Source organism: Bacillus sp. T33-2 (genome assembly GCF_002860205.1).
Taxonomy (GTDB): Bacteria; Bacillota; Bacilli; order Bacillales; family Cytobacillaceae; genus T33-2.
Map to the genome: position 1 here is coordinate 45,068 of NZ_PGVB01000016.1, position 22,106 is coordinate 67,173.

The 22,106-nt window shown below is 41.4% G+C and carries 23 protein-coding genes, 1 pseudogene and 1 riboswitch; of the genes and pseudogenes, 16 read left to right on the forward strand and 8 right to left on the reverse strand.

Annotation, left to right across the window (positions count from 1 at the left end; all coding sequences use genetic code 11):
- The first annotated feature begins 17 nt into the window (after window positions 1-17).
- Together CVD19_RS12720 and CVD19_RS12725 are read left to right on the forward strand one after the other, a co-directional pair.
- Window positions 18-1,575 (forward strand): annotated as a pseudogene (locus CVD19_RS12720) (IS1182 family transposase).
- 353 nt (window positions 1,576-1,928) lie between these two features.
- Window positions 1,929-2,019: riboswitch (cyclic di-GMP riboswitch) on the forward strand.
- Window positions 2,020-2,083: 64 nt separating this feature from the next.
- A complete protein-coding gene (locus CVD19_RS12725; protein ID WP_180953614.1) occupies window positions 2,084-2,938 on the forward strand; it encodes an HNH endonuclease in 855 nt (284 codons plus the stop codon).
- Window positions 2,939-3,148: 210 nt separating this feature from the next.
- On the opposite strand, the gene CVD19_RS12730 is transcribed toward CVD19_RS12725, so the two are convergent.
- Entirely contained in the window at window positions 3,149-3,652 is a 504-nt protein-coding gene (locus CVD19_RS12730) for a sigma-70 family RNA polymerase sigma factor (protein WP_101582240.1), read from the reverse strand.
- Between the two features lie 691 nt (window positions 3,653-4,343).
- On the opposite strand from CVD19_RS12730, the gene CVD19_RS12735 reads away from it, so the two are divergent.
- From CVD19_RS12735 to CVD19_RS12750, 4 genes are all read left to right on the forward strand, one after another.
- Window positions 4,344-5,450, forward strand: coding sequence for a DNA sulfur modification protein DndB (locus CVD19_RS12735; protein ID WP_101582241.1), 1,107 nt, complete (start codon window positions 4,344-4,346; stop codon window positions 5,448-5,450).
- Window positions 5,440-6,480: a DNA sulfur modification protein DndB gene (locus tag CVD19_RS12740; RefSeq protein ID WP_101582242.1), complete on the forward strand. Its 1,041-nt coding sequence runs from the start codon at window positions 5,440-5,442 to the stop codon at window positions 6,478-6,480. The genes CVD19_RS12735 and CVD19_RS12740 overlap by 11 nt, the downstream gene beginning before the upstream one ends.
- Window positions 6,481-6,705: 225 nt before the next feature.
- Entirely contained in the window at window positions 6,706-7,254 is a 549-nt protein-coding gene (locus tag CVD19_RS12745; protein WP_101582243.1) for a competence protein ComK, read from the forward strand.
- 444 nt (window positions 7,255-7,698) lie between these two features.
- Window positions 7,699-9,096, forward strand: coding sequence for a PAS domain S-box protein (locus tag CVD19_RS12750; protein ID WP_101582244.1), 1,398 nt, complete (start codon window positions 7,699-7,701; stop codon window positions 9,094-9,096).
- A 253-nt stretch (window positions 9,097-9,349) separates the two neighbouring features.
- On the opposite strand, the gene CVD19_RS12755 is transcribed toward CVD19_RS12750, so the two are convergent.
- The 3 genes from CVD19_RS12755 to CVD19_RS12765 all read right to left on the reverse strand — a co-directional run bounded on the left by CVD19_RS12755 (window position 9,350) and on the right by CVD19_RS12765 (window position 10,047).
- Window positions 9,350-9,493, reverse strand: coding sequence for a YvrJ family protein (locus tag CVD19_RS12755; RefSeq protein ID WP_101582245.1), 144 nt, complete (start codon window positions 9,491-9,493; stop codon window positions 9,350-9,352).
- Between the two features lie 85 nt (window positions 9,494-9,578).
- On the reverse strand, window positions 9,579-9,797 hold the full coding sequence (locus tag CVD19_RS12760) for a DUF2922 domain-containing protein (RefSeq protein ID WP_101582246.1): 219 nt from the start codon (window positions 9,795-9,797) through the stop codon (window positions 9,579-9,581).
- 34 nt (window positions 9,798-9,831) lie between these two features.
- A complete protein-coding gene (locus CVD19_RS12765; RefSeq protein ID WP_101582247.1) occupies window positions 9,832-10,047 on the reverse strand; it encodes a DUF1659 domain-containing protein in 216 nt (71 codons plus the stop codon).
- Window positions 10,048-10,401: 354 nt separating this feature from the next.
- Between CVD19_RS12765 and CVD19_RS12770 the strand changes: the two genes are divergently transcribed.
- Window positions 10,402-11,082, forward strand: coding sequence for a hypothetical protein (locus CVD19_RS12770; RefSeq protein WP_101582248.1), 681 nt, complete (start codon window positions 10,402-10,404; stop codon window positions 11,080-11,082).
- Window positions 11,083-11,441: 359 nt separating this feature from the next.
- On the opposite strand, the gene CVD19_RS12775 is transcribed toward CVD19_RS12770, so the two are convergent.
- Window positions 11,442-11,795, reverse strand: a complete 354-nt coding sequence (locus CVD19_RS12775; RefSeq protein ID WP_257985121.1) for a YjdJ family protein — start codon at window positions 11,793-11,795, stop codon at window positions 11,442-11,444.
- 360 nt (window positions 11,796-12,155) lie between these two features.
- Here CVD19_RS12775 and CVD19_RS12780 point away from each other — a divergent pair, with 360 nt between their 5' ends.
- From CVD19_RS12780 to CVD19_RS12795, 4 genes are all read left to right on the forward strand, one after another.
- Entirely contained in the window at window positions 12,156-12,830 is a 675-nt protein-coding gene (locus tag CVD19_RS12780) for an RNA polymerase sigma factor (RefSeq protein ID WP_101582249.1), read from the forward strand.
- Window positions 12,820-13,926 (forward strand): DUF4030 domain-containing protein, encoded by a 1,107-nt coding sequence (locus CVD19_RS12785; protein ID WP_101582250.1) that lies wholly within the window; start codon window positions 12,820-12,822, stop codon window positions 13,924-13,926. The genes CVD19_RS12780 and CVD19_RS12785 overlap by 11 nt, the downstream gene beginning before the upstream one ends.
- 154 nt (window positions 13,927-14,080) lie before the next feature.
- Window positions 14,081-14,356 carry a helix-turn-helix domain-containing protein gene (locus CVD19_RS12790; RefSeq protein WP_257985122.1) on the forward strand — a complete coding sequence of 92 codons (276 nt, stop codon included), beginning with the start codon at window positions 14,081-14,083 and terminating at the stop codon, window positions 14,354-14,356.
- Window positions 14,357-14,384: 28 nt separating this feature from the next.
- The gene (locus CVD19_RS12795) at window positions 14,385-15,266 is read left to right on the forward strand and encodes an IS3 family transposase (RefSeq protein ID WP_101582251.1); all 882 of its coding nucleotides are present in this window, start codon (window positions 14,385-14,387) and stop codon (window positions 15,264-15,266) included.
- A 126-nt stretch (window positions 15,267-15,392) separates the two neighbouring features.
- On the opposite strand, the gene CVD19_RS12800 is transcribed toward CVD19_RS12795, so the two are convergent.
- From CVD19_RS12800 to CVD19_RS12810, 3 genes are all read right to left on the reverse strand, one after another.
- Window positions 15,393-15,536: a YvrJ family protein gene (locus CVD19_RS12800; RefSeq protein WP_101582252.1), complete on the reverse strand. Its 144-nt coding sequence runs from the start codon at window positions 15,534-15,536 to the stop codon at window positions 15,393-15,395.
- An 83-nt stretch (window positions 15,537-15,619) separates the two neighbouring features.
- A complete protein-coding gene (locus CVD19_RS12805; RefSeq protein WP_101582253.1) occupies window positions 15,620-15,838 on the reverse strand; it encodes a DUF2922 domain-containing protein in 219 nt (72 codons plus the stop codon).
- A gap of 35 nt (window positions 15,839-15,873) precedes the next feature.
- Window positions 15,874-16,089 (reverse strand): DUF1659 domain-containing protein, encoded by a 216-nt coding sequence (locus CVD19_RS12810; protein WP_101582254.1) that lies wholly within the window; start codon window positions 16,087-16,089, stop codon window positions 15,874-15,876.
- Between the two features lie 473 nt (window positions 16,090-16,562).
- Here CVD19_RS12810 and CVD19_RS12815 point away from each other — a divergent pair, with 473 nt between their 5' ends.
- From CVD19_RS12815 to CVD19_RS12835, 5 genes are all read left to right on the forward strand, one after another.
- The gene (locus tag CVD19_RS12815; protein ID WP_101582255.1) at window positions 16,563-17,045 is read left to right on the forward strand and encodes a PPC domain-containing DNA-binding protein; all 483 of its coding nucleotides are present in this window, start codon (window positions 16,563-16,565) and stop codon (window positions 17,043-17,045) included.
- Window positions 17,046-17,082: 37 nt separating this feature from the next.
- Complete coding sequence (locus tag CVD19_RS12820; protein ID WP_101582256.1) at window positions 17,083-17,874, forward strand: cyclase family protein; 792 nt, start codon at window positions 17,083-17,085, stop codon at window positions 17,872-17,874.
- Between the two features lie 137 nt (window positions 17,875-18,011).
- Window positions 18,012-19,337 carry an MFS transporter gene (locus tag CVD19_RS12825; RefSeq protein ID WP_101582257.1) on the forward strand — a complete coding sequence of 442 codons (1,326 nt, stop codon included), beginning with the start codon at window positions 18,012-18,014 and terminating at the stop codon, window positions 19,335-19,337.
- Between the two features lie 82 nt (window positions 19,338-19,419).
- Entirely contained in the window at window positions 19,420-21,099 is a 1,680-nt protein-coding gene (locus CVD19_RS12830; RefSeq protein WP_101582338.1) for a ribulokinase, read from the forward strand.
- 276 nt (window positions 21,100-21,375) lie between these two features.
- The gene (locus tag CVD19_RS12835) at window positions 21,376-22,047 is read left to right on the forward strand and encodes a GntR family transcriptional regulator (protein ID WP_101582258.1); all 672 of its coding nucleotides are present in this window, start codon (window positions 21,376-21,378) and stop codon (window positions 22,045-22,047) included.
- Window positions 22,048-22,106 lie beyond the last annotated feature (59 nt).

The following is a 22,106-nucleotide window of genomic DNA, read 5'->3' on the forward strand; positions in this document are numbered from 1 at the left end:
AAAGGAGGGATTTTCTTATGCTTAAAAGCAAGGATATGCAATTAAGCTTCTATTCGTTATTATACTTTAAAATTCCAGAGAATCATACCCTTAAACTATTAAACGATGCCGTTGACTTCAGCTTTGTTAATAAACTTCTTGAGAATACGTACAGTAAATATTAAGGGAGTCCTGCCACAGAGCCCGAACTCGTGGTGAAATTATTGGTACTTCAGCACCTTTATAAGCTTTCGGATGAAAGGGTCATTGAAGACGCCTCACTAAACTTGGCCTATATGTACTTTCTTGACATCAACCCCGATGAGGAGTTGCCCCATCCAAGCCTTTTGGCCAAGTTCAGGGTCCACCAGCTTCAGGATGTAACACTTGATGAAATCATCAAGGAAATCGTCAAGCAGTGCGTAGAGAAAGGAATCATAAAAACACCGGAATCAGTGTCGATACCACCCATACCGAGGCAAACACCTTCAAGGCCACTCCTGAAAGGGTCATAAAGAGACTGGCACCCTGGAAGCCGAAAACGGTGAAGTGCCGGAGGCAATCAAACAGAACATTCCGGACTATCAGGAAATAGAAGACCACAAGGAAGCAAAGGCAACAATGAAGGACTATCTCGAAAAGATCATCACGAGTGTTGAGCAAAATGTTGTACTAGGCGATGAATCCAAAACAAGAGAACTCCGAAAGAAATACTAAATGACCCCAAGTTCCTCGAACAAAAAGGGGTTCGCTCCATTGTGGAACAGGATGCAAGGGTTGGTCACAAAAGCAAGACGGAACACTTCTTTTGGTTACAAGGCTGAGTATGCCATGACAACGGAAGAACGGGTCATCACTGCAGTCAGGGTCAATGACGGTGCCTACGTCGATGGGACGCAGTTCCATGAATTGATGGATCTTACAAAAGAATGTGGAGTTACAATAGAAGAAGTTTTCGGAGACAGAGCCTATTTCAAGAAGCCCATACTCGATAAAATCAAGGAGCTGGAGGCATCAGCCTACATACCGGTCAACGCGATGGCCTACAGGGTCGACGAGGATCTATTTAGCTGCAACAAGGATTCCGATGAATGGTTTTGCGAACAAGGCAATAAAACAGAGAGGAAAAAACACTCAAAAGACAAGCGTGGGAGGGAATCCTACAAATATTACTTCGAAAAGGAAAAATGCAGGAACTGCCCGCTAAGGGATGAGTGTATCAAAGAGAAACGGATAGGGAAAATTCTTGTCGTCAGCATCAATGGCCCAGAATTCTACGGCTACAGCCAATTTCAAAAAACTGAAGAATTCAAGGAAAAATATAAGAAAAGGGCTTGCCAGGAATGGAAGAATGGCGAGATGAAGAATTTTCATGGGCTAGGTCGTGCCAAGGGGTACGGTCTGAAAAGCATGTCCACTCAGGCAAAATTGACCGCCATCGCAGTAAATAGCAAAAATACTCTCCTCTTTAAGTGCTTGTTTTACACAATTAATTTCTTTTTTTTGGAAGAACAACAACTGATCCGATTTTCAATGAAATTTGGCTACAAAAAAACCGACTTTTTCAGTGGTTTCGGACGGTTCTTGTGCTCCTGAAACAATAGAGCCTCACATATGCTTCCGGAGTCAAGCTCTTTACATATCGAATCGGTATATGAACAGGAAAGATCTTAACTATCGAAGACTTCCAGCCAGCAGCTTGAGTTGTGATTTACCACTGGGCAGTTGGACTGATGGTGTATTCTACTATGATTTCATTCTGTGTTTCTTTTAATCCAGTGATCCTATTTCATTACATGCGTTATTGGAAAAGTTCACGGCTACAATAATATAGGTATAATCGCTGTCAGCTCTGAAAGAATAGACACGATTGTTGAGAGTAAATTTTTACTTTACATCCGGTTCCAAAGACCTATATACTAAATATGTAAATAATTCCAAATTAAATACTATGAAAAAGGCAAACTTCTCGAAAGGGGAGGACGCAAAGCCGTGAGTCTAAGGCATGCTGATATGTGCTATGATCGTCAGGTTTCCATAGATTAGAGATCCTCTCGCTATGGCTTTTTGTCATAGTTTTTTTTATCCGGGAGGGGTTAATGGGATGAGCTTTCTTAAGAGGTTCGGTAAATATGCAGGAAAAACAGCTGGGATTGTAGTCGGAGGACCAATCCAGGTAATTGGGGAGTTAACCGGATCTGATGTAATTGAGGACATCGGAAAAGGAGTAAGAAAAGCCTCAGAGTTTGCTGGCACTACGGTTGGACAAGCTGCGGATGGAGCTGTAGGGACAGTGGCGGGAATAATCAATGATAATCCTGCGCAACGTGATCAGGGCTTGAATGAAATCGGAAGTGCTGTCGGCAGGACCGCGAAGGGAGTCTACCAAACTGCTAAACATACTGTCCATAATGGCGGTGAAGTCATTGGCGGTTTTATGGATGGAGATCATGATCGTGTCAAAAAAGGTGCAATATCAATCGCTAAAACGGTTGCAATAGGAGCATTGGCTGTAGGGGTTGTCGATGTTGTAGACGGAGTCGATGTTGCGGACGCAGAGGAGACAGGCACTGATGTATCAGCTGATGACGTGCCATTTGAGACGAAAACAGTACAGCTTCCGAATGGGGAAACTGTTACTGATTCTTTCCCTGTATTCGACTGTGAATACGAAGTGGAAATAGATGAAGACTTGTATTTGAGAAGCGATTATACACATTTTACTTACGCAAACTATGAGTTATATGAAGATATTCAAGCAGATCCGGACTTAGCTGATGAGCTAGGCTTAAACGAAGCTGACATTGAGGCTTTGTCTAATGGAGATAATCCAGAAGGATACACCTGGCACCACAATGAAGAGCCTGGAGTCTTGCAGTTAGTTGACCAGGAAACACATGCAAGCGTGGGGCATACCGGAGGCCGTGAGCTTTGGGGCGGCGGGAGTGAGTATCGTTAGGCAGGTCATAAGTGAGTTATGTTCCTTATGATAAACGAGGAAAGGCACCATCCTAACTTTGCGCTTGATGTAGTATTCCTCAGTGAATCCGGGGGTAATATTCCAATTATGTAGTTACCAATATTAGTACAACGAAAAAGGAGCGGTGAGTATGCTACTACCGCTCTTTTTAGTATTTGTAAGCAAATCAATTTTTGATGATAAACGGGTTTACTGTAAAAACATGCATTCCTCAACAGCCTTTCTCAACTTCTCCTTCGCCCCAGCCCGCCAGCTTTTCACCGCCGACAAAGACACTTTTTCTCTCTCGGAGATTTCCATTATGCTTAGGCCCGAAAGGCAATGATACAGTACCCATTTTGTCTGGTTCTCGGTCAGCCTGCTTATTGTGCAGTAGCATAACAGGAATTCTTTTTCGAGCGGACAGATGGAACATTCATCTTCAATGTACTCCCAAAACTCCTCCTTTGCCGGAATGTTGTGGTCACTTTGCTTGTTTGATTTTCGCATTTCGGTTAGAAACAATCCTCTGATATATGTGTAGGCATAGCTGGTGAAGCTGCCTTTGTCTGCGTCGAACCGTTTGCTTGCTTCCCAGAGGCCGACCAGGCCGACCTGGAAGAATTCTTCCTTGTTTTTATAGATATTCAGTGATCGCATAATGCTGTGGATCATCGGTGTGTACTGCTTAAATAGCTGTTCGAAGCTTTCCATTTCTGAATCCCTTCAGAAAGCGCGCTTTGTCATGTATTCCCGGGTACCTTTACCTTAACGGGAATGCCTTGGGGTGGTCGAACAGCACTTTTTGACTTTTGAAGGGATAAATGGACACTATAAAATATTTTTGGCGTTCAAAAATGAATTTAGAATGTCGTTCTTTGCGTTTTAAGTGAAAAAATGTTCTGTTTTGATGCCTGTCACTGCACGGCAATAGTCGAGACAAATAAGTATGCAGCAGGAATGAAAAAGTGTGATAAGCGGTCCAGTCCATAGCTATTCTGTCGAAGTGAGATGCAGTGAGGGATTTTTAAGGGCTACAGAAGATGGTTTAGGGTCGTTATTTAAAATTGAATACCCCTCGTTACCGGGATATGAATTATTTGTGAAAAACTCATAATATAAAATATCCATTTTTTTTGAACACCCGGAATTACACCCTGCAGATAGTGAAATCCCGTAAATTAAGGCTTTTAATATCTAAATAAACCTAATCAATAAGAATAATATGGTATGCCTGGATAAAGGAAGTTTTATATTATATCAATAAAATTATTTTTCGGCAATATTTCGCTGAAATCAGGAAAACACAAGTGCAGAGTGGATTGAATAAAAACTTTAACTATATAAAAATAACGATTTACATCTAAACAATGATGTATCTATAATAATGTCAAGGAGGGATATAATGGAAAAGACATATGGAGGATTTCGGACAACAATAAGTGGAAACGGTTACAGGCAATTTGGAAAGAGAGTATTGATGACCCAGCTGCGTTTTTCAACATTGGAAGCCATTTTTGAAGTAGATCCCGAAGTGCAGCGCAATCTGGATCCAAAACGAAGATCGGAAATAAGGGAATTTATAATAAAAGCTCTGGAAGATAAGGATTTTTACTTTTCACCGTTTGTGTTTTCGTCAAGGGGTGCAATTGTTGAAACAGATCAAGGCTGGGAACTGAATCCTGGCTGTAAGCTTTACATCCTGGATGGCCAGCATCGTGCCTTTGCGATGTCATCTGCCTTAAGCCATCTGAAATCGCGGAAGGAATCGGCTGAGGAATCTGGCAATTTTGAGGAGGCAGCCAAAATTCAGTCTTACATCGACAAGCTAAAGGAATATCCGGTCTCAATGCAGGTGTACTTGGAACTTTCCCGGCAAGAGGAACGCCAGTTGTTCAGCGATATCAATTCGGAACGGAAAGAAGCCCACATTGGATTGGTGATGCAATATGACCAGCGTGATCAATACACGGAACTGACGAGGGAAATTGCCGAACAACTACGCGATCACTTTGAAATAGAACAAAAACTTTCACGCCTGACCGGCCAAAATTCCGCAGTCACTTCGCTTGCCACCATAAGAAAATGCCTAATAGCCTTATTTGAGGGCATCCTGACAGTAAAGAAAGGGGATCCGTATTTTCGCAAATGCTCCCCGGAAGAGGTACCGGATATAGCATTGGCTTTCTTTGAAGCTTGGCTGAAAATATTCCCCCGTCAGATGGCAAACCGCAAGCGGTATGTATCAGGCTTGACCGGAATTCAGGTGGCACTGGCGTACACGGTCTATCAGCTTACGAAAAAGCCCACCATCAACCATAAGGAAGCAATTAAAAGACTGCAATCATTAAAAAAACATTGTACCTGGAAGCATGATGATCCACTTTTTTCTCATCTCTATGACCCTTCAACAGGAAGAATCAAAAATCATTCCACGACAACCGCAATTGAAAATACAGCTATGCAAATGATCTCGATTCTGGAAGGAGAGGAGGCTATAAATGATTATTAATGAAGTTTTCTCAAAACGGCAATCCATTGCAGCCTACACGATCCAGGAGCTTTCAACACTTATAAGGACTGGGGATGTGACGTTAAGGGAAGTAAACAAGCTTCATGTTCGATCCATCAAAAAATACATACTCGAGAATGTGAGCCAGGAGCAGATCTATTTTCCTCCTGTGGTAGCGAATGTACCGTCAGGGGAGCTGGACAACGGAAAGCCGAAACAGTTTACGGTCATAGATGGCAATCAGCGGCTTAAGGCACTCTGCCAATTGGAAGAAATGGCGCAGCGGGCAATCATGAGCGACAAAGACGACGACATAAAAAAAGGCTATAAACTGCTTGTTAATTTAAAATCTACAGAAGTAGGTGTCCTTTTTTTGGAAGGGCTTACCGATGAAGAGGCAGGCCAACTTTACATTGACCTTAACACAAAGGGCAAAAAAGTCTCTTTGTCGAAGCGGATTGCTTTTGATTCGCGGAATGAACTAAACCAAATTACCAATAAGCTTCTGAAAACAAATCAAAAACTGAACATCGCCGGAATAGAAGCCGAAAAACGGGCAGTCATCCGGCCAAAGAATAAAAACCTATTATCATTGACACAGCTCCGGCAAATTGTCGCGATTTTTATTACAGGAAGGATGGTCTACCGGGTTGCAGATGACGGGTATCATCCTTATCTGCAGTTTAATGAATACGTTAAACTACTGGATTTTTGGTTTGATGAACTGTTTCATTGGTATCCACCCGAAACAATTGGCAATTTTGAAGAGTCGATGCTTGCAAATACGACACTGCTGCTGAGCATTGCCTACTATGCCAATAAGGGTTTGGAGAATAAAACGTTTGATGAACGGAAGGAGGAATTGGTTGAGCGGATGCGGCCCTTAAAAGCACTGAACTGGAAACGGACGAATCCAGTCTGGAAAGAGTTTAAAGGAGATATTAAGGGCAGGGAACGCTATTTTTACCTGTCAAGCGATAAAGAAAATATTGAAAGGCTTGTTGCATGGCTTGAGCAGCAGGGGAGGTGAGGGAAAGGAAGTAGAAGGGATGAAGACCGGATTTAATAGATGTTCATGAAAAATTTTAAGCACACACAAATTGATCTCTGAATCTATCATTTTTACATGAAGAATGGACAAACCCCCGGGAGATAGTCTGGCCGACATTCCCGAGGGCTTGCGTGGTTGGGTATACCAACTCAATGTTAGTATACCCTTTTTTATGAATAATGCAATATCAGGGGGAACTGGCGAATGAATATGTTAGCTGATTATATGATTAATAAAGAAACTGTCCTGTTAACTGGGGAATATGATGAATTTGGCAGCCTGTGCACCAGGGTCATTGAAGGCGAAAAAACATTTCTGGTACAAAGGACGCCTGTCCAGGTCATTAATAAGACATTGCTGCGGCTTGGTTCAAGCTTTCGGGGTGCCCGTGATAGTTCAAAGGAAGTTCTCGGCGTTATGAAAATGTACCCTTTAAAAATCAATCAATATCTTGGCATCTGGCTGTTTCCTACTAAGGCCTGCAGCAAGCAGAATTGCGTCTGGTTTTCGCTTATGCACATCAAAAAGACGAAGGCAATCGGGGTCAGGAAAACAGAAGTGCTGCTCAGCTATAACCACACCTTTGAAATCGAAATGAAAGAAACCTCCTTCAACAATAAACGACAAAAAGCAGAGGAACTAAGAGAAATCATCACCAAAAACACAAAAAGCCCGCTCACCTTCTATATTGAACCAAAACCAGGCTTCCGGATCAGTGAGGATGCCGGCACGAATCGGTATAGGATTAGGTAGAAGCGGAGGTATGGTTGTTGTGCTTCGTTTTTCATAGTGTTAAATGGTTTTGAGAGCCGGAGTCAGGGAAACCATGCCCCGGCTTTTCTTCTGTAAAATTCTTCATATTAATACATTATCCTTCTTATGTACCATTGAACATGCATTATGTACTGATAAAATAGGAATAGACATCAGAGTTTAAAAGAAGAATAGGGGAAACTAGAAGATTTTGCAACGGTATTTTATTGTACATATACTACTAACTTTGGTTTTTACGCCCCCGATCGGACTCGTTTAAGCTGTGCTAACTTATCTCCTCTAGAACGAAGTTACTTACGGACCCCCCATAAATAATCGCTATCTGTGTTTTTACAATGTGAACAATGCTTTTTTCTATTACTTTTTATCTATTAGACATCATGGGATATAGCTGAATTTTTAATAAAGAAGGAGTCTTTTCCTATGACAGAAATTACATACAAAGGAAGTTTCCCTGACATTAAAGATATTAAACATATCGGTTTTGCCATGATGTACTCAACTGACCTAATTTCCAGTCATTCTGCAAATGGAACATTTACGTATGTTTCTCCTGCTTGTCTTTCCTTATTGGGTTATCCGTCATCTGAATTGGCGGGAAGGAGAATGAATGAATTTTGCCATCCGTTGGATAGGGAAAATGTAAAAGCCTTTTTTTCTTCAGCTTTCCCAGCAAGCATTTTTTTCCGCTTTAAAAGGAAAGAAGGAGACTATGTTTGGCTGGAGAGCTCGGGTTCTAAAACAATGGATAATCAGGAAGTCGTTTTAATCTCCAGGGATATCACTCAACGCATTATAAAAGAAGAAAAAATTATGCAAAATCAGAAAAGGGACCGTTTATTCCTGGAGCATTCCAAAGATACAATGGGAATCATCACCCAGGGAGGAATCTGGACATACATTAATAACTGGGGAAAGAAGCTGTTAGGTGCAAGCAGTTTTGGGGAAATCGTCGGAACGTCACTATACGAGTATGCTGATTCTGACTTTCATCCTGAACTTAAGAAGTATTTAAGTTCTTCAAAATGTGTCGAGTTTGAAATGAGTTTTTATAGAAAGGATCAAGAAATTAAAAAAGGCGACGTCCAGTTGATTCCCACTGAATTCAACAACAGGCCTGTGATTTTGATTATGATTAGGGACATTACAGAACACAAAAAGACTGAAGAACAGTTGGAAGTCGCTGAAAAGCTGTCTGTCATGGGACAAATGGCAGCCGGAATCGCCCATGAAATTCGCAATCCCCTAACGGCCATTAAAGGGTTTACCCAGCTGCAGAAAGAGGCGGAAGATAAGTACGCGGAAATCATTCTCGAAGAATTGAGCCGAATTGAATCCTTCGTCAGTGACTTGCTAGTACTGGCTAAGCCACAGGATTTTCATTTGACCCACACGAATCTTACATCTTTGATCAAGGAGACTGTTACTTTTGTAAGCCCGCAGGCCATCATGCACGATGTCGTGATTGATTACGAACATCAGGATCCGATTTACATTGATTGTGATCAGGACAAAATAAAACAGGTTCTGCTCAATATTATTCAGAATTCCATTGAAGCAATGGAAAAAGGCGGAATTATTAACGTGGTTCTCCTGGAGGAAAATAGGTGCGCTGTCATCAAAGTCATCGACCAAGGAATAGGCATCCCTGCAGATCGGATCAAAAAGTTGGGGGAACCCTTTTATAGTACGAAAGAAAAGGGAACCGGACTAGGATTGATGATCAGTCAGAAAATCATTAAAAATCACAGCGGAACAATAGAATTTTCCAGCAGGGTAAACGAGGGAACAACCGTGACAATCACTTTACCTGTTGCCTAGGGAAGCATGGGGACGGCTCTGGTGCTTCATGCATGCTATTGGGGAAGAGGCAAGAAATTACCGCGAACAATCCTTTGTCCAATTTGACAGGAGAAAGGGTTAAACGAACATTTTCGGTCGCCAAGAATGTATCTTTACAGGGGTAAATTGGCTATTTAAGAAGGAAGTTGGAGCGGATTGATAAAATAAAAAACGAGCTGCTAATTCATGCTCGTTTCCAACATTTGTTTCATGGGATACCCAAGTCAAATAATCAAGCTCTTTCCTTCATCCGCTCAGGTAGGTTCTGAATCGACTGGACCACATTATCGAGCTTTGCTTCGATTCGATGCAGCAGGTACAATGTGACGACGATCGGAAATCCGACATCACTAATCAATGGGATGAGCTGTTCCATTTTTGACTTCCTCCTTCTTATCATCATTCAATCCAAGTGATTTTCATCAAAGGCCGGTTTCCACTGGAAACCGGCCTCTTATAGGTTACACTAGCTCATATTCGGTGACATTGCGCTCGACTACTCGTGCTTTGCCGACAGCAGCAAGGTTTCCATTGGTGGAGGAAAATGCGTTGCTGGCAATGATTTGTTCCATTGCAAGCTTGACAACCGCAGGGTCAATCGGCTCTTTAGGGCTGTCCACCGTCAAACGGGCTGGTTTACCAAGATCAGTGACAAAATTCAATTCCAATACTCTGGCCATCTGATTCACCTCCTCTCTATCTACTAAAAATCAATTAAATAATATCTGAGCTGTCCGTACGTTCAACCGTGCTGATTGGATAAGCACTGAGTGTGCCCAGGGCCGAGGCTGCCTGAGCCAGCTGGTCCGCTGTTGCCGTCTTTTTGACGTTTGCGTACGATTTGCTTTTGAAAATCGGTTCCCCTTTCTCATTCATCCCCGTTTCAAAAACAAGTGTCAATCTTGAATCCTTCAACATTGCCTGTGCCATTGTCCCTCACCTCCTTTCACCCTTTATATATGGAAAAATGGGAGAAAAGGACATGCTGCAGAAGCATGGGGGCGGTTCTTCTGCTTCCATGTTAAAAGTTTTTGGAGTCTATCCATCATTTAAGAAACATAGGAACCTTGAAAAACCAAAGGATTTTTGTTTTCTAAACTGTTGAATACATTAGGTATGTTCAATTTGAGAAGCGAAATGCAAAATTGTTTTCGTTATGGACATGCAACTTACTGTACCAACCGGTATAATATGCGGGAATTTTTATATAAATAAAAGGAAAATTTCTAGGAAAAAATATTATGCTTAAGATATATATATCTATTAATAAAGGGGTGAATCAATGTGGAATTGGATAAGGTGGAAGTGAAGAGCAAGTTTAAGAGCAAGGGATTTTGGTTAACAGTCGTGGCGGCTTTGGTGTTTGGCATTATTTTTTATAGTATTGGTGTATCGAGTGCTAAAGTGACATTGGAAGAGAAAAAAGTGGATTATAACCAATTGGTTAAAGCAATAGAGGGGAAAGAAGGATCACTGGCATCCATTAAGGAGGATATCAGGCAGGCGGAATCAGACCTGACAGCGGTTCAAGGAGAGATTAAAGAGCAGGAATCAGCGTACGCCGAGGCGAAAAAGGTAATAGAGAATAGGTCGGCCCTGGAGGCGGAGGTTGCTAAAATACAGTCGGATCTAGGAGCAAAACAAACTGAGATTCAAAACCTGGAAAATACGATTGAATCCAAAAAAGGGGAACTGGCGGGCATCGAAGGCCAAATCCGGGAGAAAAAAGAGGCACCGAAGCAGCTTCCCGCCGGGCATTTTGTAGTCGGGCGTGATATTGCTGAGGGTAGATACAAGGTCGTCCCGGTCGGCGAAGGTAGCAACTTTGTTGTTTACTCGGCCGGTGGAGAATTGAAGGTAAACACAATTCTTGGTTCATGGGGTGTAAAAGAGTACGTGTTTTTTGCCAGTGAAGGAGATGAAATTCAGAGCGAAGCGCCAACACGGTTTGTTCCGGTGGAGTGAGGAGAAGCATGAGGAGAAGCATGGGGACGGTTCTCATGCTTCTTTCTTTTGCCCAATTATTGTAGTTAAAAAATCACAGGGATGTTGAAGATTGCACAAGGAAAGTGCCTGTATAAGTGTCATTGGAACAAAATCTAAGAAAAGTAAACAACAATCGGCCTGTCATAATGACAGGCCGAAAGAAACATGGGTATAGACGATTCAAATTATTTTATCATAGTCTTATGGATACAGAAGAACCGTCCCTTTGCTTTTCGATTTGAAATTTGAAAATAGATTATTAGAGCAGTTACTATAGACAGCAAACCACAAACTGAGAAAAGAGGGAACAGTATATGGCCACCGACTGTTGGAGAATTTTATGTAAAATAACTGAATGAAAATAATCCTCCGCCCAAAAAGAATAGATAGCAGGCAAACAATTTTTTCACTTGTTTAAAGACATAGTATCCAATAAGAATCAACAAATATAAGCTGCTCAAAACCATAATAACGGGGTAAGCGGGTTGAAATTTAGCAGCATAGACAAAGTAATCCAGTTGTGATATGTCACTAGATTTATTCACTTCACCATACAATAGCTCTGTAAAAGGTGTGGAATATTCCCATTCCAAAGAATTATCCAATATTGCACTCCCTTCATACAAAGCAAAAGCAGTAGAAAACAAAAGCAAAAAAGAGGAAGCACCGAATTGAATTATAAAACGCAGCATATTAAATGCCCTCCAGCATCATCAATGAATACATATATTATATTTGGATTGTTTGCCCTTGATGCTCCTCTAACGTTCAACAATAATGCCTGGTTAAATAGGGCTGCTTCTGCTCGAATTGGTACTCGGTTGGTCGGGTGCGTTTGATTCCTTCACCTATACTCCGACAATGAAGAGTGCTGAAAAGAAAAAACACAATTGTTTTACTATTCATACCCCAATTCTCCCTAAACAAATTTCCTTTCGATGACTAGACGCAGTATTAGTATATTCAGTTTCCGTTTCGTAAAATTTCTTTAGAGCGATTGAAATAGAGGGGATCCTTTTTTAAGAATCATAGTAAAGAAATTCTATTACATAATGAAAGAAAATGAATTATTTGAGCTAGAAGTGAAACCAGATGATCGTTTCATTTCGTTAAATATATGTAACAACTTGAACAGGGAGGTCCCACCTTTGAAGAATGAACAGGAATTGATACAAAAAATAAGGGAAGGTGATAAAGAAGCATTTAGTATTCTTGTTAAGCACCTGCTACCCTCTGCTTATAAAACAGCCTTTCTTATACTGAAGTCAAAAGAACATGCAGAGGATGCTCTGCAAAATGCTCTTGAAGGCGCTTATATCAGTATTATGAAAAATAAAGATTTGACAAATTTTAAGGCATGGTTTTACAGCATCGTCTATTCACGCTCAATAGATATCTATCGCAAGAATAATCGCGTTTCACATATTGATTTTGATGCTAATACGGAAGCCCAGAGCAAAAAAATCTCAAACTCTGCTCAACAGGTTGCGATCCAAAAAGAAACAAAACAAGAAATGCTTGCGTATATCTTGAAACTAAAAAAGGAACAGAGTGTGCCCCTTTTTCTTCATTTTTATGAAGATATGTCCGTGAAGGAAATCTCTCTCATTCTCAATGAAAATGCGAACACTATAAAAACGCGCATGAAAAGAGGAAAACAAAAGCTTGGAGAAATCATGGCCGAATCTAATAGCTTTTTACAGGAGGTAAAGACGAATGGGATATAAAAAACAAGAGAATATCCAATCATTGGAACACTTGCAGGTTCCCCAATCTCTGGAGAAATTTATTGCAGAGCTGCCAGATCGATATGAAAATGGAAGCATTGACAAAGAAATAGAAGAACAAATAGATAAAGAATGGAAAGTGTTTCGCAATGGGACGAGGAATAACAGAGTGATTTGGAAAAGGGTGGCTGCATTTTCTTTGTCCGCTGCAGCGGCGTTTGGCCTATTCATAGGATCCGCATTTGTATCACCTGCCATGGCACAAATCGTATCATCGATACCCTATTTAAATTTATTGTTTGAGTCCAAACCGCTGGGTGAAGAAATTAAAGACACCCTTGATCAAAACAACTATCAATATGGACAATTAGGTGTAAGTATTCGGGAAAAAGAGGTCTCAGTCGGGTTTGAGGGTCCAGTCGAATATTATAATGAAGTAAAATCACCGGTCGAAGACCTTATTAAAGATATATTGAAGTTAAGAAATAATGATGCATACACAGTGAAGGTGTTCCACCAACCGGATGAATCCAAAGATAATCAGGAGCTTGATTCAAAATTCGAGCAAGAAGCCCAGGCAGAGCAAGAAAAAATAACGGCGACAGTTGGGGAAGTCCTAAAGCAATATGGATACGAACCAAATGGAGTAGGGGTGGGCGAAGGAATCATACACATTGATTACGTTCCCAACACAGAGAAAAGATTGGATGAAATGAAGGCGCAAATTATACAAAATCTAAAACAAGAACACGGCAAAGATTTTAAGGTTAAATTTTATCTGTTTGATCCTGACCTGCAAGAACGTGAAGGAAGATTATTGCCCCTTTTCCATACCATTACGGAAGGTTTGACGGCAAAGACTGAATATAAAGTGGATGGGGCAGGCTATTCAAATAAAAAAGAACGTTTTTATATTGAAGTACGGACCACTATATCATCTTCCGACACCGATAAGGAAGAAGTCGCAGCGAAGATTGAAAAAACCATCCAGGACTTCCTTCAATCAGAAGAAGCACAAAAAGCAATTAAAGACGATATATATGAAATCATTATTTTAAGCAAAGATCAAAAGACATTGAAGACTATTAAAAATTAGAAGCATGGGGACGGTGAGCTATACCCCTTATAACGGACAGTTTAATAAAAAGTGCCTGGAGGCTAAAAAATGACTCCAGTATTGTGATATGCTCCCCTCATAGTAGACAGAAAAAAGAAAGCACACTAACCTGTGTATTAGGAGGGGATTTTCTATGGGTAAAATTATGAGAACGTTTGATATATCATTTAAAAAGAAGGCCGTTGACCTGTACCTCAAAGGCGATATCAGTTACGAAGCGGTGGCTAATCAATTAGGCATTGATAAAAAACAGATTCGTCGCTGGGTTAATTATTTTGAAGCTGAAGGTTTACAGGTCCTTGAAGAGAAACGAGGAAAGCCAACGGTCCTGGTAAGGGGAGACCACGAACGCGCCCGGAGGAACCAGAAGAAAAAATTAAAAGGCTTGAAGCAGAAAATAAAATCCTAAAAAAGCTCTTAAAGATGTGAAAGGGGGAATGGAAGCAGTACCAGTAAACAGAAAGTTTGAGGTCATTTATGAAATGTCGGGCGGTAACTACCCTATCCAGTTATTATGCGTAATAGTTGGTGTATCAACGAGCGGCTATTATAAATGGGTAAAACGGCAGGCTTCATTTTCCGAGAAGCAGCTGGAGGACCAGAAGATAAAGGAAAAAATAATGGAGTGCCACGAAAAGCATAGGGGGATTTATGGGTACCGTCGCGTCAAAACGTGGCTTAAGAAAACATATGGATTGGCCATTAATCATAAACGTATCCAACGGCTACGGGGTGAAATGGGCGTCACAGCGGTGATTCGCAAAAAGAAGCCCTATTATGGGAAGAAGGAAGCATACGTTATTTCAGACAACCACCTTAACCGGGATTTTAGGTCTTCAAAGCCTAATGAGAAATGGGTCACTGATATTACCTATCTGATTTTCAATGGTCAGAAACTGTACTTATTTGCCATTAAAGACCTCTATAATAATGAAATTGTAGCTTACCACGTCAGCCGGAAGAACGACCTGAAATTGGTGATAGACACACTAAAGAAGGCAAAGAAAAAACGAAATGTAAAAGGGATCCTCCTGCACAGCGACCAGGGTTACCAATATACATCCCGCCAATATAACAACCTACTACAAAAATATAAGATGAAAGCCAGTATGCCAAGGAAGGGAAACTGTTGGGATAACGCCTGTATGGAGAACTTCTTCAGCCATTTTAAATCAGAGTGTTTCCATCTTTATTCTTTCCAAACAGCCGAAGAAGTTAAGGATGCCGTACGTAGATATATAGGTTTCTATAACCATCAGCGTTTCCAGGGAAAATTAAACAACCTGAGTCCATATGAATACAGAACTCAGGCTTCTTAAATATGTTGTTTTATTACTGTCTACTTGACAGGGGTCACTTCATTGTACTGGGGTCATCTAAAAAACGAGCTGCTAATTCATGCTCGTTTCCAACATTTTGTTTCATGGGATACCCAAGTCAAATAATCAAGCTCTTTCCTTCATCCGCTCAGGTAGGTTCTGAATCGACTGGACCACATTGTCGAGCTTTGCTTCGATTCGATTCAGCAGGTACAATGTGACCACGATCGGAAATCCGACATCACTAATCAATGGGATGAGCTGGTCCATTTTCGATATCCTCCTTTTCTATCAATCATTCTGAGCGATATTTGTTAAAGGCCGGTTCCCCCTGGAAACCGGCCTCTTATCGCTTACACTAACTCATATTCGGTGACATTTCGCTCGACGACGCGTGCCTTGCCGACAGCAGCAAGGTTTCCATTGCTGGAGGAAAATGCGCTGCTGGCAATGATTTGTTCCATTGCAAGCTTGACAACCGCAGGGTCAATCGGCTCTTTAGGGCTATCCAACGTCAAACGGGCTGGTTTACCAAGATCAGTGACAAAATTCAATTCCAATACTCTGGCCATCTGATTCACCTCCTCTCTATCTTACTAAAAGTAAATTAAATGATATCTGAGCTGTCCATACGTTCAACCGTGCTGATCGGATAAGCACTGAGTGTGCCCAGGGCCGAGGCTGCCTGAGCCAGCTGGTCCGCTGTTGCCGTCTTTTTGACGTTTGCGTACGATTTGCTTTTGAAAATCGGTTCCCCTTTCTCATTCATCCCCGTTTCAAAAACAAGTGTCAATCTTGAATCCTTTAACATTGCCTGCGCCATTGTCCCTCACCTCCTTTCACCCTTTATATATGGAAAAGTGAGAGAAAAGGACAGGAGGAATAAGCTTTTTAAAAATGGGGTTGGTACTCCCGATTCTTTCTATATATTTCATTACAGAAGCATAAGGACTGTTCTCCTGCTTCTTTTTGTTGTTGCCTCGAATAATTATCCGTGAAAAATAGTTGTAAGCTATACTACTTACTACAATTAGAACTCCACTTAATTACCCTAGGAGATTGCTCAATAGCAGGATAATTCAATGGAAGCAAAAGACCTTCTGCCGCCATCGTAACGAGATTTTTATTTTTAGTTGACGTTAAAAGTGGGATAATCGGCCTGTTAATGAGGAACAACTGAGAGAAGTATCCTACTATTCAAAAAAATTTATATTTTACTAATTTATTTGTGTACAAATAAGTATTCATAATGGTATTCTTTAGTTGTAGAAAATGTTGGAAAAAGGAGGATCATAAATGAACTATATGGCCGCAGGCGGAAACCTAGAAAAAGTTTATGTTTTAAGGCTTAAGCCAGGTACTGATTTAATTCATGGAATTGAGGAATTCGCGAAGAAAGAAGGAATAACACATGGTGTCATCCTGTCGATGTTAGGGACATTAAAAGATGGCGCTTTCAGAAACCCAAGAGTTGATACTAGCCTTCCGATTGTCAGGGAATATGAAGGTGCTGATCAAATTGATACGTACGCATTTGAACGACCTGTTGAAATAGTTGGGGGAGCAGGGAACATTATCCCTAAGGAAGAGACAATCGAAGCACATATTCATTTAATATGTTCCCAAGATGGAGCAAAAACTACTGCAGGACATCTGTATCGAGGCAGTATCTGGACACAGGCAGAGATATTCATTGCAAAGCTGTCCGGACTTGATAATGTGACACGCAGACATGAACCAGATACGGGATTATGGCAAATCCAAATTGATGAAAAGTAAATAAAAAATAATACAGGATAATGAAAGGGGTTTCAACATGGCGAAGGTTACAAATCTTACACTTCCACTTTACCCGGGAATGCCGGTAGGCAATGTCTGGGCATGGGATGCACCATTCCGTCAGGAGCCAATTGTTACGCTGGAGAATAATGGAGTACGTATTGATGCATTGTCACTTCATTCGGAAACTGGCACAAGACTGATGATGGCTGCCACGATTGACGATAATGCACCAACAATCGGCCAGATCGATTTAAACCTGTTTGTAAATCGGGATGCTGTTGTGATTGATATTCCAAAGAACGCAGAAGAAGAAATCATGCCGGAGGATATTGATAAATACGTAGTTTCCAATCCTGATTATAAAGAAGGAGACATCGTGCTAATCAGAACCGGTTGGGGAAATGGACGCAGATACGAAGAACTTGGTGATGACTATGCAATTCGCACACCACACTTTAGTGAAGCTGGCTCACTTCGTTTAACAGAGGTTATGAAAGAAAAAGGCAGTGATACAGTAGCGATTGATGTAGCGTACGTCGGATCGTGCGGGTGGAAGCATATGAAACAGGAGTGGGTTGACCTTCCAAAGTGGCTGCGCCCTCCATTTCCATCTGAGCAGGCCAAAATCTACTTAAAAAATTATACGAAAGATAAATCCTGGCCAGATTGGGCTGCTTCTTGGCCACTCCACGCTCATGGATATATCATTGCTGCTCTATGTAATCTTGACCAAATTACTAGCAAGCGTGTTAAACTGACGGCACTCCCATTATTTGCGAGAGACTGCATTGGTGCTCCGGTCACAGTAGTTGCGATCGAAGAATAAACGGTTTCAGTCATAGAAAAAAACGTAGAGTTCCTAATTGGATTTTTGATAATCTACTATTTAAATAGAATAGCGGACTTTTAGTGGCCTAAAAGTCCGTATCTTAAAAAAATCAAATTATATGGGGGTGCTATACAATGTCAAATGAAACCGCTTACTTAGGGGAACAGACGGTGAGGAAAGTTACAAGAAGAATTATTCCATTTATCTTTCTTTTGTTCATTATTGCATATTTAGACAGGGTAAATTTAAGCTATGCTGCGCTAGATATGAATAAAGACCTGGCGTTAACCAGTGAAATTTTTGGGTTGGCAGCAGGCATCTTCTTTCTCGGTTATGTGATTTTTGAAATTCCAAGCAATATAGCGCTGCATAAGTTCGGTGCAAGAAAATGGATTGCCCGTATATTGATTTCCTGGGGGGCTGTCGTTGTTTTAACTGGATTTGTGCAAAATGCGACCCATCTTTATATTCTACGGTTTCTTCTTGGAATAGCTGAAGCAGGATTCTTCCCGGGGATCATTCTCTACATCACTTATTGGTTTCGCTCCAAGGATCAGGCAAAAGCATATGCCATGTTCTACCTCGCCTTACCTGTATCAAATATATTAGGTGCTCCTGTTTCTGCACTCATTATGGATAACATAAACGCGTTCGGCTGGGAAGGTTGGCGTTGGATGTTTATTTTAGAAGGGCTCCCAGCAATTTTGCTAGGATCTGTAACCTTCTACTATTTAACGGATCGCCCCGAACAAGCTTCATGGCTTTCAGAAAAAGAAAAGAGTTGGCTTAAGACAGAGCTGGAGAATGAAAGAAGTTTAAAGCAGCCAAAAGGAAAACATTCAATTGGTAAGGTCTTTACCGACGTTAAAATTCTCCACCTGTCCCTGATTTATATAACGATCAATTTTGGATTATATGGAATTGGTTTCTGGATGCCTCAGATCATCAAAGGTCTGTCCCAAGATTTATCCACCACTCAAATTGGTTTTTTAACGATGATTCCATACATCTTTGCAGGTGTTACGATGACGTTTTGGGGTATGCATTCCGATAAAACAGGCGAAAGGAAATGGCATGCGGCCCTTCCTCCAATCGTCGGAGCAGCTGGTCTCTTAGGCTGTGCCATCGTAAAAGACCCAGCAGTTTCACTCGTATTCTTAAGCTTGACAACTATGGGTCTATTCAGCTTCTTTGCTCCTTTCTGGTCAATACCAAATAGGTTCTTGGCTGGTACATCAGCAGCTGTTGGTCTGGCCTTAATTAACTCGATTGGAAACTTCGGCGGATTTCTCGGACCCTATGTCATGGGTTATACTTCAAACCTGACTGGCAGCACTTCAAGTGGTCTATTCATCCTGAGCGGTGCCCTCATCCTGTGCGCATGCCTTGTTTTGTTATTCAAGATGGACCGGCTCACACAGGACTCAAAATCTAGTTCCAGCAAGAATGTCGGTGCATGATGGTGTCTCCATGTGAGTATTGATAATCAAGTGGGGACAATTAATCCCCACTCTTTTTATTGGTGATTAGATGATTGGGGGAATGGCGATGTATGTTATTGGGATTGATTTTGGCACTGAGTCTGGAAGAGTATTACTTGTAAATGCCCAAAATGGGGAAGTCATCGGTACTGATTACACTCTATACAAACATGGTGTTATGGACCAGAGTTTTATAGATGGGTCGAATTTGCCGGATTCGTGGGCGCTTCAGCATCCGGACGATTATCTCGATGTGCTGCGCCAGTCTATTCCAAAAGTACTGAATCAAACGAATGTAAAACCAGAAGAGATTATCGGCATTGGGTTAGATTTTACAGCAAGTACAGTTCTTCCGGTTTCAGAGGACGGTACACCTTTATGTGTCCTGCCTGAGTGGAAGACCAATCCACATTCGTATGTGAAACTCTGGAAACATCATGCTGCCCAGAAGTATGCGGATGAAGTCAATCGTATTGCAAAATTGCGCGGAGAACCTTTCTTGGAACGGTATGGCGGAGAAATCTCTTCTGAATGGATGATACCAAAAATTTTACAGGTTCTAAGGGAAGCTCCGGATATTTACACCGCAGCGGATATTTTTATAGAAGCTGGAGACTGGGTCGTATGGAAATTAACAGGGAATCACACAAGAAATGCATGTGCTGCAGGGTATAAAGCATGCTGGGACAGGGAGGATGGATACCCATCCAAGGAATTCTTTCAACAGCTGGACCCGCAGATTGCTGATCTTATTGGTACGAAGATTCCACATCAGGTGTTAGATGTGGGCACAATAGCTGGAATGTTAACTTCCGACTGGGCTGAACAACTCGGTCTGTCACCGAATACAGCTGTGTCAGTTGCTACTATCGATGCTCATGCAAGTGTTCCGGCAATCGGTGTTAATCAGCCAGGGCAAATGGTTATTGCAATGGGAACATCATTCTGTCATATGCTCCTGGGAGAAACTAAATGCAGTATTGGTGGAATTCCGGGCACTGTTGATGGTGGCATTATTCCAGGCTTTGTGGGTTATGAAGCTGGCCAGCCTGCAGGAGGGGATATGCTTGCATGGTATGTAAGAAACTTAGTATCACCCGATTTTGCGCCAATTTCACAAAAAAATGAAGCTTCAATTCATCAAGTTCTGACAGAACGTGCTGAAAATATACCGCCTGGGGGAACAGGGCTGCTTGCTTTAGATTGGTTTAACGGGAATAGATCAGTCTTGATGGATGCAGATTTGTCAGGTGTTATTGTTGGTTTAACCTTATCTACAAAACCAGAAGAAATATATAGGGCTTTATTGGAATCCATCGCCTTTGGCACTCGAGTGATTGTGGAACAATTTGAAAAAAGTAAAGTATCGGTTGAAGCGATTCATGCTTGCGGGGGAGTAGCCGTAAAGAATCCACTATTCATTCATATTTTAGCCGATGTAACCGGGAAAGAGATTTATGTGAACGATATTGCTTATGCCCCAGGCATAGGAGCTGCCATGCTTGGAGCTGTCGCGGCAGGGTCCAGTAAGGGTGGCTACGATAGCATTGAACAGGCAGTTGGAAAAATGGGAAGTACTTCAAGGAACCGATTTAAGCCAAATATGGAGGCCAAACAAGTGTATGACCACTTGTTTAATGAGTATTGCCGCCTGCACGACAGATTTGGGCGTAAGAACAGCGATATACTAAAAAACTTAAAGAATATCAAAGCCCAAGGAAAGGCTGAGGGTATTAATTAAAATGCGGGCCAAATGAATCGGAATGCCCTTTCAGTACTAGCAAGTTATACAGCGGAAAAGGTATATACAGCCACCCGGGTGTCCATGATTAATTGTGAATATATCCATGATGCATCTTGGAGAAAGAGTTAGCTGAACGTTTAGATCCATAACGCAGAACCACTGGAAAAGAATTAGACCCGGGGTATCAACAGTTCATTAAAAAAGATAACGTCTGGTTTTGTTGAATAATACTTAATTGTATACAAATAAAACACAAGTTGATATAGTTTAATTATGAAAAATTTAACTCCTACTAATAAACCTAAAAAAAAGAAAGTAACATCCGCAGATCGGGCTTATTCGGCCATTCGTGAAGCGATTGTCAACGGAACCCTGCGGCCTGGATACCCTCTTTTGGAAACAGAGCTGTCAGAACAACTTGGGATGAGCAGAACTCCAGTACGTGAAGCCATAAATCGTTTAAAAGCAGAGGATGTCATTGAAACAATTAAACGCAAGGGAATTTTTGTAAAAACACTTTCTAAAGATGAACTGGTACACTGGTATGAAGTGGCTGAAGGCCTGGAAGGCATGGTATCCTACCTGGTCGCATCAGATCCAGAAGCCCAACTGGATGAAATGGAAGCAAACATCGAGGCAATGGAAGAAGCGCTTTCGGAGAGGAACACGGATAAATGGATTGCAGCGGATGAAAGATATCACTCAATTCTTTATTCATTATGTAAAAATAATTTCCTTGTCGAACATCTGAAACGAGTAAATGAAAAGCTTCAGCTTGCAAGACTGGTGTTAATTGCAGGTTCGGCGTCTGACAAACAGGAATCAACAAAGGACCATCGGGCTACCTTTGAGGCAATAAAAGCAGGGGATCCAGATCTTGCAAGAAAATGTACCCATGAACATTGGAAACGGATTAGGCAAACATACCAATCCCGATCTGTCTAAATGTCCCGGCTAACTAAGAAACCTTATTGGTGAACGCTAAGGCAAAGTCAACTAAACTC